Origin of the sequence: Pseudoalteromonas rubra (assembly GCF_005886805.2) — a bacterium.
Classification (GTDB): Bacteria; Pseudomonadota; Gammaproteobacteria; order Enterobacterales; family Alteromonadaceae; genus Pseudoalteromonas; species Pseudoalteromonas rubra_D.
Genome location: NZ_CP045429.1, coordinates 3,337,422 through 3,352,892, shown reverse-complemented (window position 1 = coordinate 3,352,892; position 15,471 = coordinate 3,337,422). Strand labels below are relative to the sequence as shown.

11 protein-coding genes are annotated in these 15,471 nt (G+C 49.1%); 8 read left to right on the top strand and 3 right to left on the bottom strand.

Going from position 1 to position 15,471, the window contains the following annotated elements; translation table 11 throughout:
- Positions 1-88: 88 nt before the first annotated feature.
- From CWC22_RS14510 to purF, 7 genes are all read left to right on the top strand, one after another.
- The gene (locus CWC22_RS14510) at positions 89-6,142 is read left to right on the top strand and encodes a FimV/HubP family polar landmark protein (RefSeq protein WP_195879828.1); all 6,054 of its coding nucleotides are present in this window, start codon (positions 89-91) and stop codon (positions 6,140-6,142) included.
- A gap of 94 nt (positions 6,143-6,236) precedes the next feature.
- Positions 6,237-7,034 (top strand): tRNA pseudouridine(38-40) synthase TruA, encoded by a 798-nt coding sequence (gene truA, locus CWC22_RS14505; protein WP_138539459.1) that lies wholly within the window; start codon positions 6,237-6,239, stop codon positions 7,032-7,034.
- Between the two features lie 166 nt (positions 7,035-7,200).
- A complete protein-coding gene (gene accD, locus CWC22_RS14500; RefSeq protein ID WP_125563464.1) occupies positions 7,201-8,076 on the top strand; it encodes an acetyl-CoA carboxylase, carboxyltransferase subunit beta in 876 nt (291 codons plus the stop codon).
- 21 nt (positions 8,077-8,097) lie between these two features.
- Positions 8,098-9,360: a bifunctional tetrahydrofolate synthase/dihydrofolate synthase gene (gene folC / locus CWC22_RS14495; protein ID WP_138539460.1), complete on the top strand. Its 1,263-nt coding sequence runs from the start codon at positions 8,098-8,100 to the stop codon at positions 9,358-9,360.
- Positions 9,361-9,372: 12 nt separating this feature from the next.
- On the top strand, positions 9,373-10,071 hold the full coding sequence (locus CWC22_RS14490) for an SPOR domain-containing protein (RefSeq protein ID WP_138539461.1): 699 nt from the start codon (positions 9,373-9,375) through the stop codon (positions 10,069-10,071).
- Between the two features lie 61 nt (positions 10,072-10,132).
- Complete coding sequence (locus CWC22_RS14485; RefSeq protein ID WP_010382727.1) at positions 10,133-10,627, top strand: CvpA family protein; 495 nt, start codon at positions 10,133-10,135, stop codon at positions 10,625-10,627.
- Positions 10,628-10,645: 18 nt separating this feature from the next.
- Positions 10,646-12,172: an amidophosphoribosyltransferase gene (gene purF / locus CWC22_RS14480; RefSeq protein WP_125563458.1), complete on the top strand. Its 1,527-nt coding sequence runs from the start codon at positions 10,646-10,648 to the stop codon at positions 12,170-12,172.
- A gap of 120 nt (positions 12,173-12,292) precedes the next feature.
- Here purF and CWC22_RS14475 read toward each other — a convergent pair whose 3' ends face one another.
- Entirely contained in the window at positions 12,293-12,892 is a 600-nt protein-coding gene (locus CWC22_RS14475) for a Yip1 family protein (protein WP_058796058.1), read from the bottom strand.
- Between the two features lie 340 nt (positions 12,893-13,232).
- On the opposite strand from CWC22_RS14475, the gene miaE reads away from it, so the two are divergent.
- Positions 13,233-14,024, top strand: a complete 792-nt coding sequence (gene miaE / locus CWC22_RS14470) for a tRNA isopentenyl-2-thiomethyl-A-37 hydroxylase MiaE (RefSeq protein WP_125563456.1) — start codon at positions 13,233-13,235, stop codon at positions 14,022-14,024.
- Position 14,025: 1 nt separating this feature from the next.
- Here the strand turns inward: miaE and CWC22_RS14465 are convergent, their stop codons facing one another.
- The gene (locus CWC22_RS14465; RefSeq protein WP_138539462.1) at positions 14,026-14,748 is read right to left on the bottom strand and encodes a UDP-2,3-diacylglucosamine diphosphatase; all 723 of its coding nucleotides are present in this window, start codon (positions 14,746-14,748) and stop codon (positions 14,026-14,028) included.
- A gap of 82 nt (positions 14,749-14,830) precedes the next feature.
- Complete coding sequence (locus CWC22_RS14460; protein WP_125563452.1) at positions 14,831-15,325, bottom strand: peptidylprolyl isomerase; 495 nt, start codon at positions 15,323-15,325, stop codon at positions 14,831-14,833.
- Positions 15,326-15,471: the final 146 nt, after the last annotated feature.

Below are 15,471 nucleotides of genomic sequence, written 5' to 3'. Positions count from 1 at the left end.
GAACAGAGCTTGCACAAGCCCTATTAAGCACAATTCAGTAGTCGCGTTGCCGTCATGGTAGCGCAAGAAGAGTATACAAAGGAACAGCATGCGCGGTTTAGCCTTTATTTGTATCTTAGCAATGGCCCTTATTGCAGCGCCCGTTCACACTCAAGATGGGACCGTTCTTAAAGGTCCAAAGGGAGTGGATCTCGGTCTTCAGGGGCGATCAGTTGGCCCAATCAAGTCAACAGATACCTTATGGCGTATCGCGCATAAAATTCGCCCGAGCGACTCGGTTTCAATCTATCAGGTCATGCAAGCTTTGTATGAGAAAAACCCTCAGGCTTTTCTCGACAATAACCTTAACCACATGCGTGACGGTGCTTACCTTAAAATTCCTACACTGGCTGAGATCCGCCGTGTTAATCCGCAACTGGCAAGACAAAAATCGGATCAGGATGATGAACTATGGGAGCTGAAAAAAAGCGGTAAGCTTGATCAGGCCACCATAGATGCTGCTGACAAACGTGTTACTCAGGCGCGCAAGGTTGATGTAGAGGAGGCGCGAGAGGCGTTAACCAATGAGCTCAAATCGCTCAAGATGGAGCAAGATTCTCGGCTCCATGAACTGCAAACTCAGTTTAAAACCTCTGTGCGTAGCGTTGAGGAAATCCTTGAAGAAAATAACGAGCTTGAGAGAAAGCTGAATAACATTTCTGAAGAGCTTAAAAATGTACAGGACCAGCTCGGCAGAGACAGCGAAATTCAACAGCAGCTGAAAGCTGTGATTGACATGCAAAATGAGATAATTGCTCAGCAGCAAATGCAGGCACAGGCAGAAGCTGAATTCAGCATTGCTAAGTTATTCGCCAACCCGTTGGTTGTTGCTTTACTCGCGACTATTCCTGCTTTACTGATCATCGGTGCGGTTGTCATGCGTTTGCGCAAAGGCAAGGCCAAGCAAGTTGAGGAAGACGATGAGTTCTTACCACAATCACCTGCACCAGCGGCAGCTGCTGCCGCAGCAACAGCAGCGGTTGACCCGCTCGATTTGGATATGCCGCAAGACAGTGCTGAAGATGCCTTAAACGAAGGTGTGCAGCTGGATGACGATATTCTGCCTGATGACGAGATTGTTTTTGACAGTCTCGAAGACGATGGGTTTGAAGAGGGTAACGACACGCTCGAACAGGACGAGCTGGACAGTTTACTCAATGACGACATTGTGTTTGACGATGAGTCTGATGTTAATAATGAAGAAGCCAGTACCGATGACCTCGATGACTTCTTGCAACAGAATTTTGATGAAGCTGATGATAGCCTGGGTGATGAAATTACGCTGGATGTTGACGCAGAAGTCACGCAGGGCGACAACGACATACTCAGTGCTGATGATATTGACGACTTGTTTAATGAAGTCGGTGATGAGGCCGATGACGATACGCTGGATGTCAGCGATGATGCGCTTGCGGCATTAAGTGAGGAGTTAGCCGAAGAAAGCCTTGAAGAGGGTGATAATTCGGATACAGCGGCTGATGAAGACTTTGATCTTGATGACATAGACAGTCTGATCGATGAAGTCGGGGAGTCGCCCCCAAAGTCCCCAGCGGCTGAGGGAGCAGCAACCGATGACGGTATTCTGAGTGCGGACGACATCGATGACTTGCTCGATGGTGCGCTGGATGATGAACCGGATATTGCAGAGGACGACTTCGATGTTGATGATATAGATAGTCTCATAGACGAAGCCGCTGTTACTGATATAGAAGACGACTTGCAGGCGGAAGTCCCGGATGACATAGATAGCTTGTTGGAGGAAGTCTCTGATTCAGCTGCGCAAGACGATTTGCAGGCTGAGGTGCCGGATGACATAGATAGCTTGTTAGAAGAAGCTGCCGAGCCGGTTCTCGAAGAAGAAGTGCTGGCAGAAGAGCCGGATGACATAGATAGCTTGTTAGAAGAAGCTGCTGAACCGGTTCTCGAAGAAGAAGTGCTGGCAGAAGAGCCGGATGACATAGATAGCTTGTTAGAAGAAGCTGCTGAGCCGGTTCTCGAAGAAGAAGTGCTGGCAGAAGAGCCGGATGACATAGATAGCTTGTTAGAAGAAGCTGCTGAGCCAGTTCTCGAAGAAGAAATGCTGGCAGAAGAGCCGGATGACATAGATAGCTTGTTAGAAGAAGCTGCTGAGCCGGTTCTTGAAGAAGAAATGCTGGCAGAAGAGCCTGATGACATAGATAGCTTGTTAGAAGAGGTTGCTGAGCCGGTTCTCGAAGAAGAAGTGCTGGCAGAAGAGCCGGATGACCTGGATGGTTTGTTAGAAGAAGAGCCTGAGGCTGCGTCGGAAGAAGCATTGCTGACGGAAGAGCCGGATGATCTCGATGGTTTGTTAGAAGAAGAGCCTGACGCAGCGCCTGAAGACGAATTGCTGGCAGAAGAGCCGGATGATCTCGATGGTTTGTTAGAAGAAGATCCTGACGCAGCGCCGGAAGATGAGCTGCTGACGGAAGAGCCGGATGACCTCGATGGTTTGTTAGAAGAAGAGCCTGACGCAGCGTCGGAAGAAGGATTGCTGACGGAAGAGCCGGATGAGCTCGATGGTTTGTTAGAAGAAGAGCCTGACGCAGCGCCGGAAGACGAATTGCTGACGGAAGAGCCGGATGATCTCGATGGTTTGCTAGAAGAAGAGCCTGACGCAGCGCCGGAAGAAGCATTGCTGACGGAAGAGCCGGATGACCTCGATGGTTTGCTAGAAGAAGAGCCTGACACAGCCCCAGAAGACGAGCTACTAGCAGAAGAACCGGATGATCTGGATGGTTTGTTAGAAGAAGAGCCTGACGCAGCGCCGGAAGAAGAATTGCTGACGGAAGAACCGGATGACCTCAATGGTTTGTTAGAGGAAGAGCCTGACGCAGCGCTGGAAGATGAGCTGCTAACAGAAGAGCCGGATGACCTCGATGGTTTGTTAGAAGAAGAACCTGACTCAGCGCTGGAAGATGAACTGCTAACAGAAGAGCCAGTTGATCTGAACAGCTTGCTAGAGGACGAATCTGAGGCTATTTCGTCGACTGGTGCGGGTCACCTGGATGGTATGCTTGAAGAGGAAGCCGATCTTCAGTCATTGCACGATAAGGCCGAAGGCCCTGTTGAATTAGATCTAGAGGTCGCTGATTCAGTTACAGAACCGGATGAACCCGCGTTAGCTGAAACGGAAGATGAGTTACTTGATGAGTTTGCCGAGGAGTTGGTGCACCCATCAGAAGAAGCTGAAACTCAGGCGCCGCCTCAGTTGCAAAATGTTGATGACTTACTGGAAGCGCTCGAAGCTGAAACGGATGACTTTGACACCGCGCTGGACAACGACGTAGAGATTGACCTTGGTGATGATCCACTCGCCGACGAAGATATAGACTTGTCCGAAGATGAAGAGCTCACCGAACTTGATCCCGTCACACCCAGCGAAGAACTGAGCAGTTATCCTGAATTGCAGATGGACGAATCAGAAGAGGAAGTGATTTCTCTGGATGATGACCTTGAGTCGGCAGTCAGTGAGACTGAAAGAGCACTCGCGCAAAGTCTGGAGCAAGATGAAACAGCTGGTTTACTCGATGATGAACTGGACGAAGATGGTGATGATTTACTGGATTTCGGTGGTGACTTTGATGATCTGGATGGACCCGATTTCGAAATAGAGCTGGAAGGGGATAATGAGCAGAGTGTGGACCCAGCCGCAGAGAGTGTAGGGGAAGACACCTCACTGGCTGACGATTTAATGGATGAGGCGCTGGCAGATGAAGACTTCCCGGCGTTTGACGAAGGCGAAGCGCTCGAAGCAATGGAGGCTGAACCAGCAGCGGCGGAGCCGGAGGCAGAAGAGGCCCCTTCAGAAGCAGTCGAAGCAGAACAAGCGGAGCTAGCGGATGACGTGCTGGCGGATGAAGACCTCCCGGCATTCGAAGAGAGCGACGCCCTTGAAGCGATGGAAGCAGAGCCATCTGCGGCAGAAGACACACTAGCAGAAGAGATCGAAGCACAAGAAGAGCTGTTAGCGGATGAGGCGCTGGCAGATGAAGAATTCCCGGCATTCGAAGAAGACGATGCCCTTGAAGCGATGGAGGCCGAGCCAGCAGCGGCGGAGCCCGAGGCAGAAGCGGTACCTTTAGAAAAAGTCGAAGCAGAAGAAGCGGAGCTAGCGGATGATGCGCTGGCAGACGGAGATTTCCCGTCGTTTGAAGAAGGCGATGCGCTAGAAGCAATGGAGGCTGAGCCAGCAACGGCAGAAGAAGCTCCTTCAGAAGAAGTTGAAACATCAGAAGAGTTGCTAGCAGATGACACGCTGGCAGACGAAGACTTCCCGGCATTAGAAGAAGACGATGCGCTAGAAGCGATGGAGGCTGAGCCAGCAACGGCAGAAGAAGCGCTTTCAGAAGCAGCCGAAACACCAGAAGAGTTGCTGGCGGATGACGCGCTGGAAGAGGAAGACTTCCCGGCATTAGAAGAAGACGATGCGCTAGAAGCGATGGAGGCAGAGCCAGCAGCGGCGGAGCCAGAGGCTGAAGAAGTATCTTCAGAAGAAGCTGAAACACCAGAAGAGTTGCTAGCGGATGATACGCTGGCAGACGAAGACTTCCCGGCATTCGAAGAAGACGATGCGCTAGAAGCGGTGGAGGCTGAGCCCGCAGCGGCAGAAGAGACCCTCTCAGAAGAAGTCGAAGCAGAAGAAGCGGAGCTAGCGGATGATGCGCTGGCAGACGGAGATTTCCCGTCGTTTGAAGAAGGCGATGCGCTAGAAGCAATGGAGGCTGAGCCAGCAACGGCAGGAGAAGCGCTTTCAGAAGAAGTCGAAGCAGAAGAAGAGTTGCTAGCGGAAGACACGTTGGCAGACGAAGATTTCCCGGCATTCGAAGAAGACGATGCCCTTGAAGCGATTGAGGCCGAGCCAGCAGCGGAGGAGCTTGCGGATGACACGCTGGCAGACGAAGACTTCCCGGCATTCGAAGAAGACGATGCGCTAGAAGCAACGGAGGCTGAGCCAGCAGCGGCAGAAGAGGCTCCTTCAGAAGAAGTTGAAACACCAGAAGAATTGCTAGCGGATGACACGTTGGCAGACGAAGACCTCCCGGCATTCGAAGAAGACGATGCCCTTGAAGCGATGGAGGCCGAGCCAGCAGCGGCAGAAGAGGCTCTTTCAGAAGAAGTCGAAGCAGAAGAGTTGTTAGCGGATGACATGCTGGCAGACGAAGACTTCCCGGCATTCGAAGAAGACGATGCGCTAGAAGCGATGGAGGCTGAGCCCGCAGCGGCAGAAGAGACCCTCTCAGAAGAAGCGGAGCTTGCGAATGATGTGCTGGCAGAAGAAGACTTCCCTGAATTCAATGAAGAAGATGCGCTCAGTGCCATGGCGTCGGAGCCGGAAGGGGAACTGGAACTTGAAGATTTGGAGGATAATTTATCCGATCTGATGCTCACGGATGACGATTTAGCCGAACTGGCCCAAAGCAACCCAGAAGAAGCCGAAGCGTCTGAAGAACCGGCACTCGCACAAGAGCCTGAGGCATTTTTGGATGAGCTTGGAGAGCTGGCCGACGAGGATGATACAGAAGAAACGCCTGAGCCCGAAATTAATATTGACGAAGCGGCCATCGAAGATGAGTTTCTTGCAGAGCTCAATGACACTGATTTCAGTGCCTTACTCGATGAATCGGCAGAACCGGATACCTCCGAAGTGGCCTTGTCAGAAGAACCAGAGCTGGATTTTGACGCGTTACTGAGTGAAGAGTTGGCACAGGATCTGGAAATTGAGAATATCGATGAACCAGCCGACAGTGATTTCGTCGACACCGAAACGGCTGCGGCAGAAGGGGACTTCCTGGAGATAGACGATTTGCTTTCACAAAGCGAAGATGAACCTGCACAGGAAGAGCCTTATCAATCTCCGGATATGGATGTGGGATTGGGGGACTTTGAAGAGCTACTAGCCGGTGAAAATGCCACCGATGTTGATCTGGAAGAAGATGGTTATGCTGCCAAGCTCGACCTGGTTCGTGCCTACATTGAAATTGGTGATTTTGATTCAGCGCAAAACGCGGTCGAGGAAATTCTTTCTGATGGGCCTGAGTCGGTACAGGCTGAAGCGCTGGCACTCCAACAGCAGATCAAATAAGTCGTTTGCCACGAGTGGGACGATGAAGTTGGTATTATCGGCGGCGATCGCATAAAATGCGCGGCTAAGTTCGAAATGAGAGTTTGAGTAGTTTATGCGTGTAGCTTTGGGGATTGAATACAATGGCGGAAATTATAGTGGCTGGCAACGTCAGTGCAATGTAAATAGTGTTCAGGAGGAGCTGGAAACAGCCCTGTCTAACATTTGTAATCACAAGGTTGACGTGGTCTGTGCCGGGCGAACCGATGCGGGTGTGCATGCCACTGGTCAGGTCATCCATTTCGATACCCATGCTGAAAGGGATATGAAAGCATTCACACTCGGAGTGAACTCTCAACTACCTGACGACATTGCTGTGCGCTACGCCACACCGGTCCATGAAGAGTTCAGTGCCCGTTTTAGTGCAACGGCCAGACGCTATCGTTATGTGATTTACAACAGTGTCAATCGTCCGGGCATTTTACGCAGTGGCGTGACCCATTACTACCACCCGCTGAATGCAGAGCTTATGCAGGCAGCTTGCCCTGTAATGATTGGTGAGCATGATTTCTCCTCTTTTCGGGCAGTGCATTGCCAATCAAATTCGCCGTGTCGTAATATTCATCATTTACAGGTCGATCGGTTTGGCGACTATATTGTTATTGATGTTAAAGCCAATGCGTTTTTGCATCACATGGTGCGCAATATCACGGGATGTTTGATGGATATTGGGGTGGGCAAATACCCGCCAGAGTGGATGGCCGAGTTATTACGTATTAAAGACCGTACTCAGGCCAGTGCGACTGCGAAACCGAATGGCTTGTACCTGGTCGATGTAGATTACCCTGAACGTTGGCAGGTCCCGTCAACGCCTGCCGGGCCGCTGTTCTTACCAGATGTGACTATTCGTTAATTTAGTTAAATATTGACTAAAGCAAAACTGAGCGCGAGCGTCTTAATCATTTGATACAACTAAGACCAGTTTTTTATATCACTGATGTCTTAATCATGTTTTAATTGAGAAAATATATCTGCTATCTGCAGAGAGCGACACAGACTGAGCACTAAGAGAGTTGCAAATGAGTTGGTTAGAAAAAATCTTACCTAAAACGGCTAAATCGACGGGCAAAAAAGAGATCCCTGAAGGCGTTTGGGCAAAATGTACAGACTGCGATTCAATCCTGTACAAAGCGGAGTTGGAAAAGTCACTACATGTTTGTCCTAAGTGTGATCATCACATGCGGATCAGTGCGCGTAAGCGTCTGGAGAGTTTCTTAGACGATGGTGGTCGCGTCGAGCTGGGTACGCAGCACGAACCAAAGGACGTACTCAAGTTTAAAGATTCGAAAAAGTACTCAGATCGTATTACTTCGGCACAAAAAGTCAGTGGCGAGAAAGATGCCCTGGTGGCCATGAAAGGTACCCTTAAAGGTATCCCGGTTGCTGCCGTCGCGTTTGAGTTTTCATTTATGGGTGGATCAATGGCCTCTGTTGTTGGTGCCCGCTTCGTCGATGCTGTGAACGAGTGTCTTGAGCATAATATGCCGCTGGTTTGTTTTTCAGCGTCAGGTGGTGCACGTATGCAGGAAGCTCTGATGTCGTTGATGCAGATGGCTAAAACCAGTGCAGCTTTGGCTAAGATGAGTGAGCGTGGCTTACCGTTTATTTCAGTCATGACTGACCCGACTATGGGTGGTGTATCCGCGTCACTGGCTATGCTGGGCGACATCAACGTGGCTGAACCTAAAGCATTGATTGGTTTTGCGGGCCCTCGCGTTATCGAGCAAACGGTACGTGAAACTCTACCTGAAGGTTTCCAGCGCAGCGAATTCCTGCTGGAGCACGGTGCTGTCGACATGATCATCGACCGTCGTGAAATGCGTGACTCACTGGCACGTATTCTGGCCAAGTTCATGAACTTGCCTTCTACAGAACAAGAGCATAGAGTAGCGTAAATTTTTTAATTTGAGCGCACTATGTCAAAGACCACACCAAGCCAATCATCGACTCTAAATGATTGGCTTTGTTATTTAGAGCAGTTACATCCCGCCAACATTGCAATGGGCCTGGAGCGCGTAGCGCAGGCTGCCAACAATATCGATCTGCTCAATAGCAGCAGTAAAATCATTCTCATTGGTGGCACCAATGGCAAGGGCACCACGGCGCGTTGCCTTGAAGCCATGTTGCTGGCACAAGGTTATAGTGTTGGTACGTATGCCTCCCCGCACTTAATCCACTATAACGAGCGCGTTCGGATCAATGGTAACACCTTACCTGATCAGTCACATGTTGATGCCTTCTATGCATTGGATCAGGGTCGTGGAGAGGTTGAGCTGACGTTCTTTGAGTACGGCACATTGGGAGCATTATGGCTGTTTAAGCAGCACGCAGTGGATTACGTGCTCCTTGAAGTGGGTTTGGGTGGGCGTTTTGATGCCACCAATATTGTTACACCTTATGCCAGTGTGATCACCACCATAGATCTCGATCATAAAGAGTACCTGGGTGATACACGTGAGCTCGTGGGCTATGACAAAGCGGGTATTTTCCGCACAGGCACGCCTGCAATTGTAGGTGACCTGAACATTCCGCATACGGTGACGGACTATGGTGAGGAAATTAACGCTGAACTTATTCTGTCAAAACGCGATTTCCACTTTACGCCCTTGCCCGATGGGTTACGTTGGCAATATGGTGAGCACGACCTGACATTGGCGCAGCCTGCCATTCCTGCACAAAACGTCGCAACAGCATTAACCGTCCTTGCCAGGCTTAATTTATTGCCCGATGCCGAGCTTGTAAAGCAAACTTTGGATGCGTTACAAGTCGAAGGGCGGTTTATGCAGCTTAGCCAGCAACCCTTGATTTACACCGATGTGGCACATAACCCGGAATCGGCCCGTTACCTGAGAACGCAATTAATGCGTTTGAAAAATCAGGGCTTTAAAATTCATGCCTTAGTCGCTATGCTTGCTGATAAGGATAAAGCGAGCGTGATTGATGCCCTGTCAGATGTGGTTGAAAAATGGAGCTGTGCGTCGTTGGAAGGCCCCCGTGGCGAGCAAGCTGAGCAATTACTGACCTTGTTGCCTGCAGCGCATAGTGAACACAGTCAGGTATTCCCGAGTGTCGACTCGGCCCTGCAAAGTCTGCTTCCTCAGCAACATCAGGACACGGCACTGATTGTATTTGGCTCATTTGTGACTGTGGCTGCGGCCATGCAGTACTTTGAACAGTAGAGAGCAATAGTTGTGAACTCAGGATTTATTAACCGACTGGTCGGCACCAGCATTGTTGTGATTGCAGCGGTGGTGTTTATACCCAATATTCTGGATGGCGAAAAAGTCCATTATAAGGAGGGATTTAAGCCTATCCCGGAACGTCCTGAGTTCTCGACCATAGAGTTAAAAACACGGGTCGATGAACGTGCATCACTAAGCACTGAGCCGATGGCAGAAACGGTTGAAGACATCAAAGCGGATGATGCCAAGTTAAGTACTGATTTATCTTTGCCTGAATCGAGCGAGGAAGTGTCCGAAAACACGCAAACAAATAACTCTGAGAGTGACCAAACGGCAGTTGCGAGAGAAGACACTGTGCAGCCTGAGCCGACTGCTCCAGCAGCTGAATCAAGTCCGCCGCCAACAGCCGCACCTGAGGTAAAAAGCGAGCCGTTAAAGCGTCCTGAGTCCTCTAACTTTACGCAAATGGCCTATGTGATCCAGTTAGGCAGCTTCTCTCATAAGTCCAATGTCGACGCATTGACGAAAAAGCTTACCCAAAATGGTTTCAAGACCTTTACCCGCCCGGTGAAAACGCCTAATGGGACCTTAACTAAAGTGTTTGTCGGACCAGATTTAAATAAAGCAAAACTCGAAGCTAAGCTCCCAGAATTAAAGAAATTAACTAAGTTGAACGGCCGCCTGACTCAATTTACCGTGGTAAAATGATCTGGTAATTGGTGGGCGTGTCTTATAGAATGCGCCCCAAATTAACGACTTATTGGTTTATATGATCTGGGTTGATTACGCCATCTTTGCAATTGTCGGTATTTCGACAGTGTTTGGCCTGATGAGAGGTTTTGTAAAAGAAACCATGTCACTCGTGGTTTGGATCGGTGCCTTTTTCATATCCAGCTTATTTTACCAATATCTTGCAACCTTCCTGACCTTCATTTCAGAACCCCTTTTAAGAAATGCCGCCGCAATCGCCATACTTTTCATTGCGACACTTGTGTTAGGTGGGTTTGTCAATTATATCTTAGGTGAACTCGTACAGCGTACGGGCTTGTCTGGTACCGATCGCCTGGTTGGCATTGTGTTCGGTGCGATGCGGGGCGTGCTGGTCGTTAGCGCCACGTTGTTTTTTCTGGATGCCTTCACCAAAGCCCCCGATACATCGTGGTGGCAGGCATCCCAAGTAATCCCTGAATTTGGCTTTGTAATAGAATGGTTTTTTTCCTATCTAGAGCATAACTCAAGCTTTTTGAATTCAGCAAACCGTTAATCGGCGAGGAAATTTTTAATGTGTGGTATCGTTGGGATAGTCGGAACATCTCCTGTTAATCAGGCGATTTATGACGGCTTAACTGTTTTGCAACACCGTGGCCAAGATGCAGCCGGCATCATTACCATTGACAACAATACGTTCAGCTTGCGCAAGGCCAATGGCCTGGTAAAAGACGTGTTTCATACCCGTCATATGAAGCGTTTGCAGGGTAACATCGGCATCGGGCATGTGCGTTATCCTACAGCGGGTTCTTCCAGTTCGGCAGAAGCACAGCCTTTTTATGTTAATTCACCGTTTGGTATCGCGATGGCGCATAACGGTAATTTAACCAATGCAGAAGAGCTAAAAGAGCGTTTGTTCACTAAAGCACGTCGTCACGTTAATACAACGTCTGACTCCGAAGTGCTGCTGAACATCCTGGCTTATGAGTTAGGTCGAAACGATAAAATGAAGCTGGATGCGGCGGATATGTTTAACGCCATCAGCGAAGTTAACCAACAGGCATCTGGTGGTTATGCGACCATCGCGATGATCATTGGTCATGGTATTCTGGCTTTTCGTGACCCGCACGGTATTCGCCCATTGGTATTTGGTAAGCGCGAAACGGAACGTGGTGTTGAGTATATGTTCGCATCCGAAAGTGTGGCCTTGTCTATCGACGGGTTTGAATTTGTTCGTGACGTTGCGCCGGGTGAAGCCATCTATGTGACTGAAGACGGTCAGTTCTACTCGCAGATCTGTGCTGACAAAACCATGCACGCGCCGTGTATTTTTGAGTTTGTTTACTTTGCACGTCCGGACTCGAACATCGACAACATGTCGGTTTACGCGACTCGCGTCAACATGGGTACTAAGCTGGGTGAAAAAATTAAGCGTGAGTGGGCTGATAAAGACATTGACGTAGTCATTCCTATCCCAGAAACATCTTGTGATATCGCGCTTGAAATCGCATCCGTACTGGACTTGCCTTATCGTCAGGGCTTTGTGAAAAACCGTTACATTGGCCGTACTTTCATTATGCCTGGTCAGGAGCAACGGAAAAAGTCGGTACGTCGTAAGCTTAATGCCATTGACAGAGAGTTTGCCGGTAAAAATGTACTGCTGGTGGATGACTCTATCGTACGCGGTACCACGTCTGCACAGATCGTTGAAATGGCACGTGATGCAGGCGCTAAAAATGTGTACTTTGCATCGGCTGCCCCTGAAGTACGTTTCCCGAATGTCTATGGCATCGACATGCCATCGGCAGCGGAACTCATCGCGCACGGCCGCGACGTGGAAGATATCAATGCCAGTATCGGCTCAGACGGCCTGATTTATCAGTCTATTTCGGATCTGAAAGATGCGGTTGCGCTTGAGAATCCGGGTATCACACGCTTTGAAACCTCGGTGTTTGACGGCCAGTACATCACTGGTGACGTCAATCAGGATTACCTGAACCGCATCGATGCACTGCGTAATGACTCGGCAAAATCGACACGTGAAAAAGCGATGTCGGCTAGTCTTGAGCTGCATAATCAGGAAACTGGTGAAGGTGAGTAATCTAGCCAAATTGGTTTAAAAAAAGGGCCGCAATTGCGGCCCTTTTTGTTAGATTTCTATAGGATAAAAGCAAAGGAAGCGAGCTGACCTATACACCTTAGCGGGGCATAAGCGCGCTCCCTAGGTAAATGTAGGACTGATTATGCCATTCGTCCACAATATCGCGGTTGCAGCCAGAATTATCACCAATAAAACCAGGCCACAGGTCACCACTGAGCTGGCGTAGATAAAACCACGCTCTTCCGGTATGTGCATCAGAATAGGTACCCCGGTATAGAGTAGATAGACTGAGTAGGCAAGCGCCGCCAGACCCACCGAGACCACAAACCATAACTCCGGATAAAAGGCGGCAAACGCCGACATAAATACGGGGGTCGCAGTATACGCCGACAGTTCCAGCGTTTGTGTGTAGGTTGGCTTAGCGCCAAAAGTGACGGCCATCCAGTGTGCCAGATAAGACAGTGCGAATACACCAATGATCAGAGCAAAATACATCGCAATGCCAATCAATACGGCACTGTTATGAGTAAGGAAAACGGCATCTCCGGTACCTATTTTCCAGCCAAGATAAACGGAAGAATAATAGCCCATTAAACTTGGGATCAGGGCAATCAAGGCAATGTGAGATAGACTGTAGGTAGCGCTTTCGTGGCGGTTGTCTATGGTTTGCCACTCTTCAATTGGGTGGGCATATAAGCCCCACAGATGATTTAAAATCATAACGAGCCCCTCAAAAAAGATTGTTGTCCGACGTGCCTAAGTTGCCCGGTGATCACGGGTGCAATCCTTGTCTTTTATAACAGCTTAGTAACATCATGAGCGGATGCGGCTAATCTGCGTAATCACCATAAAAACGGGGTCACTGGCGACGCCTGTGAGTATGAAATTTATACAACATCACTTTAGTTATGAAAGATTGGTTAATTTTTGTCAAGAAACAAATCTGAAATCCCAGCGTCTTTGATCTGGCACAAACTTGTGTTAACTCGCAGCCTCTCATAGTGCCCCCTGGCACGCTTGTGGTAGAATGGGGCAATTTTTGCGAATGATTACCTGAGACATGTTAGAGAAGTACGCCGACCTGCTGGCACCCATTTATCAGTTTCTGGGATGTGAAACGCCCAACAGCTGGATAGACGAAGCGAAAAAACCAGAACATCTTCAAGCCTTGCTGGTTGATCACATGCATTGTGAGCTGAAAGCCGCACAAAGCGCCGCCTTTTTAATCCGTAAATATGCGGTAGATAACGCCTCTGCACAAACTTTGCTGGGCTGGATCAAGCCCTATGAAGACTTTGTTTATCGTAAAATTGGCGATGGTCAGTTTAGTGCCAGTAAGAATGAGCTCATTGGTAGCTTAACCGCAAAGCCTGAGTATGCTTACAATCAGGATATTCTGGATAAGATGGTGCGACTAATCAAAGAAGAGCTACATCATTTTGAGCAGGTGCTGGATATCATTAACGAGAAAGGGTTGCGGGTCCAGAGCCTTAACGCATCCCGTTATGCGTCTGGGATGATCAAGCATGTGCGCACGTTCGAACCTGCTGCATTGATTGATAAACTGATCATCGGTGCCTTCATCGAAGCGCGCTCCTGTGAGCGGTTTGCCAAACTGGCCCCGTATCTTGAGCCGGACATTGGACGCTTTTATGTGTCGCTGCTGCGTTCAGAAGCACGTCATTATCAGGATTATCTGGAATTGGCACAGCAAGTTGCCGACGCCACGGATCCACAGCGATTCGATATTGTGGCCCGGGTTGGTGAATTCAAAGAGATCGAAAACGCGCTGATCTTAGCTCCGGACAGTGATTTTAAATTTCACAGTGGAGCGCCACAGCTGGTTGCGTGAACTAGTCTGAAAAAGAATGCTGAGTGAGGGTTTGACCCTGCTCAGTCGCCACCAGATAAGAGCTTTGACTATACCAGTCACCCAGTACTGTGCGGGTCTGGCCATTATGATGATGGACATCAGGCCTGTGTGTGTGGCCATGGATCATATTGCTGACTTTGTAACGGGCAAACATTGCCAGCACGGCTTCTTCGGTCACATCTAAAATTTCCGGTGCTTTTCCCATCTGGCTTTGCTTGCTCTTTTCCCTGGCATTACGTGCTACCCGACGACGATACCATAAGGGCATAGATAGCATGAGCTTCGGCCACCACCAGCCACGACTTTTTTTACGAAATTTCTGATACACCTCGTCCTGCGTACACATTTCATCACCGTGTAAAATGACGGTCGCGGTGCCGTACAGGTCAATCACAGTTTGCTCCGGCAGTAAGGTCATGCCGCACAGCTTTGCGTAGTGCTGACCCACCAGAAAATCCCGGTTACCGTGAATAAAGAACAATTTAATACCACGTTCGGAAATTGCGCGCAGCTTGGTTGCAATTTCCAGTGCCAGCGGATTGCCTTCGTCATCGCCAATCCAGACCTCAAAAAAGTCACCTAAAATATACAAGGCATCGACGTCATCCTGCATATGTTTACTGAGGAAACTATAAAAGGCGGCAGTGATGTCAGGGCGGTGTTCGGTTAAATGCAGATCAGAAATAAAGTAGCTTTTGCGCATGGAGACAACTTCAGGCTAGGGCTGGAAAGGAGAAGAGGGACGTATGTGTTGTACATCCCTCTCAAGCTGTAAAAGCAGTCGTTTACTCAGCAACGAATGCTTTTTCAATCACAACATCTTCCAGCGGTACGTCCTGGTGGAAACCCGCAGAGCCAGTCGCTACGTCTTTAATCTTGTTCACGATGTCCATGCCTTCAGCAACTTCACCGAACACACAGTAACCCCAGCCCTGTGCCGTTTCACTGCTGAAGTTCAAAAAGTCATTGTCGTTCACATTGATAAAGAACTGTGCCGTTGCAGAGTGCGGATCAGGCGTACGCGCCATTGCCAGCGTGCCTATTTTATTGGCTACGCCATTATTGGCTTCGTTTTTAACTGGCGCACCGACTTCTTTTTGGTTCATACCAGGCTCGAAACCGCCGCCCTGAACCATAAAGCCATCAATGACACGGTGGAAAATAGTGCCGTTGTAAAAACCAGATTCAACGTACTTTAAGAAGTTCTCAACCGTTGCCGGCGCTTTGTCAGCAAACAGGTTGATTTTGATATCGCCAAAGTTTGTTTGTAAAACAACCATAACAGGTCCTTGATTTACACGTTTCATATTAGGAGCCTATTTTATAGCACAAATCGATAACTACAAAGTCCCAGAGTGGACGAGCGGCGAAATTGTCAACTAACTGTTACTTTTTCATCCGATGAGAGTAAGATTTTTTATAGAGC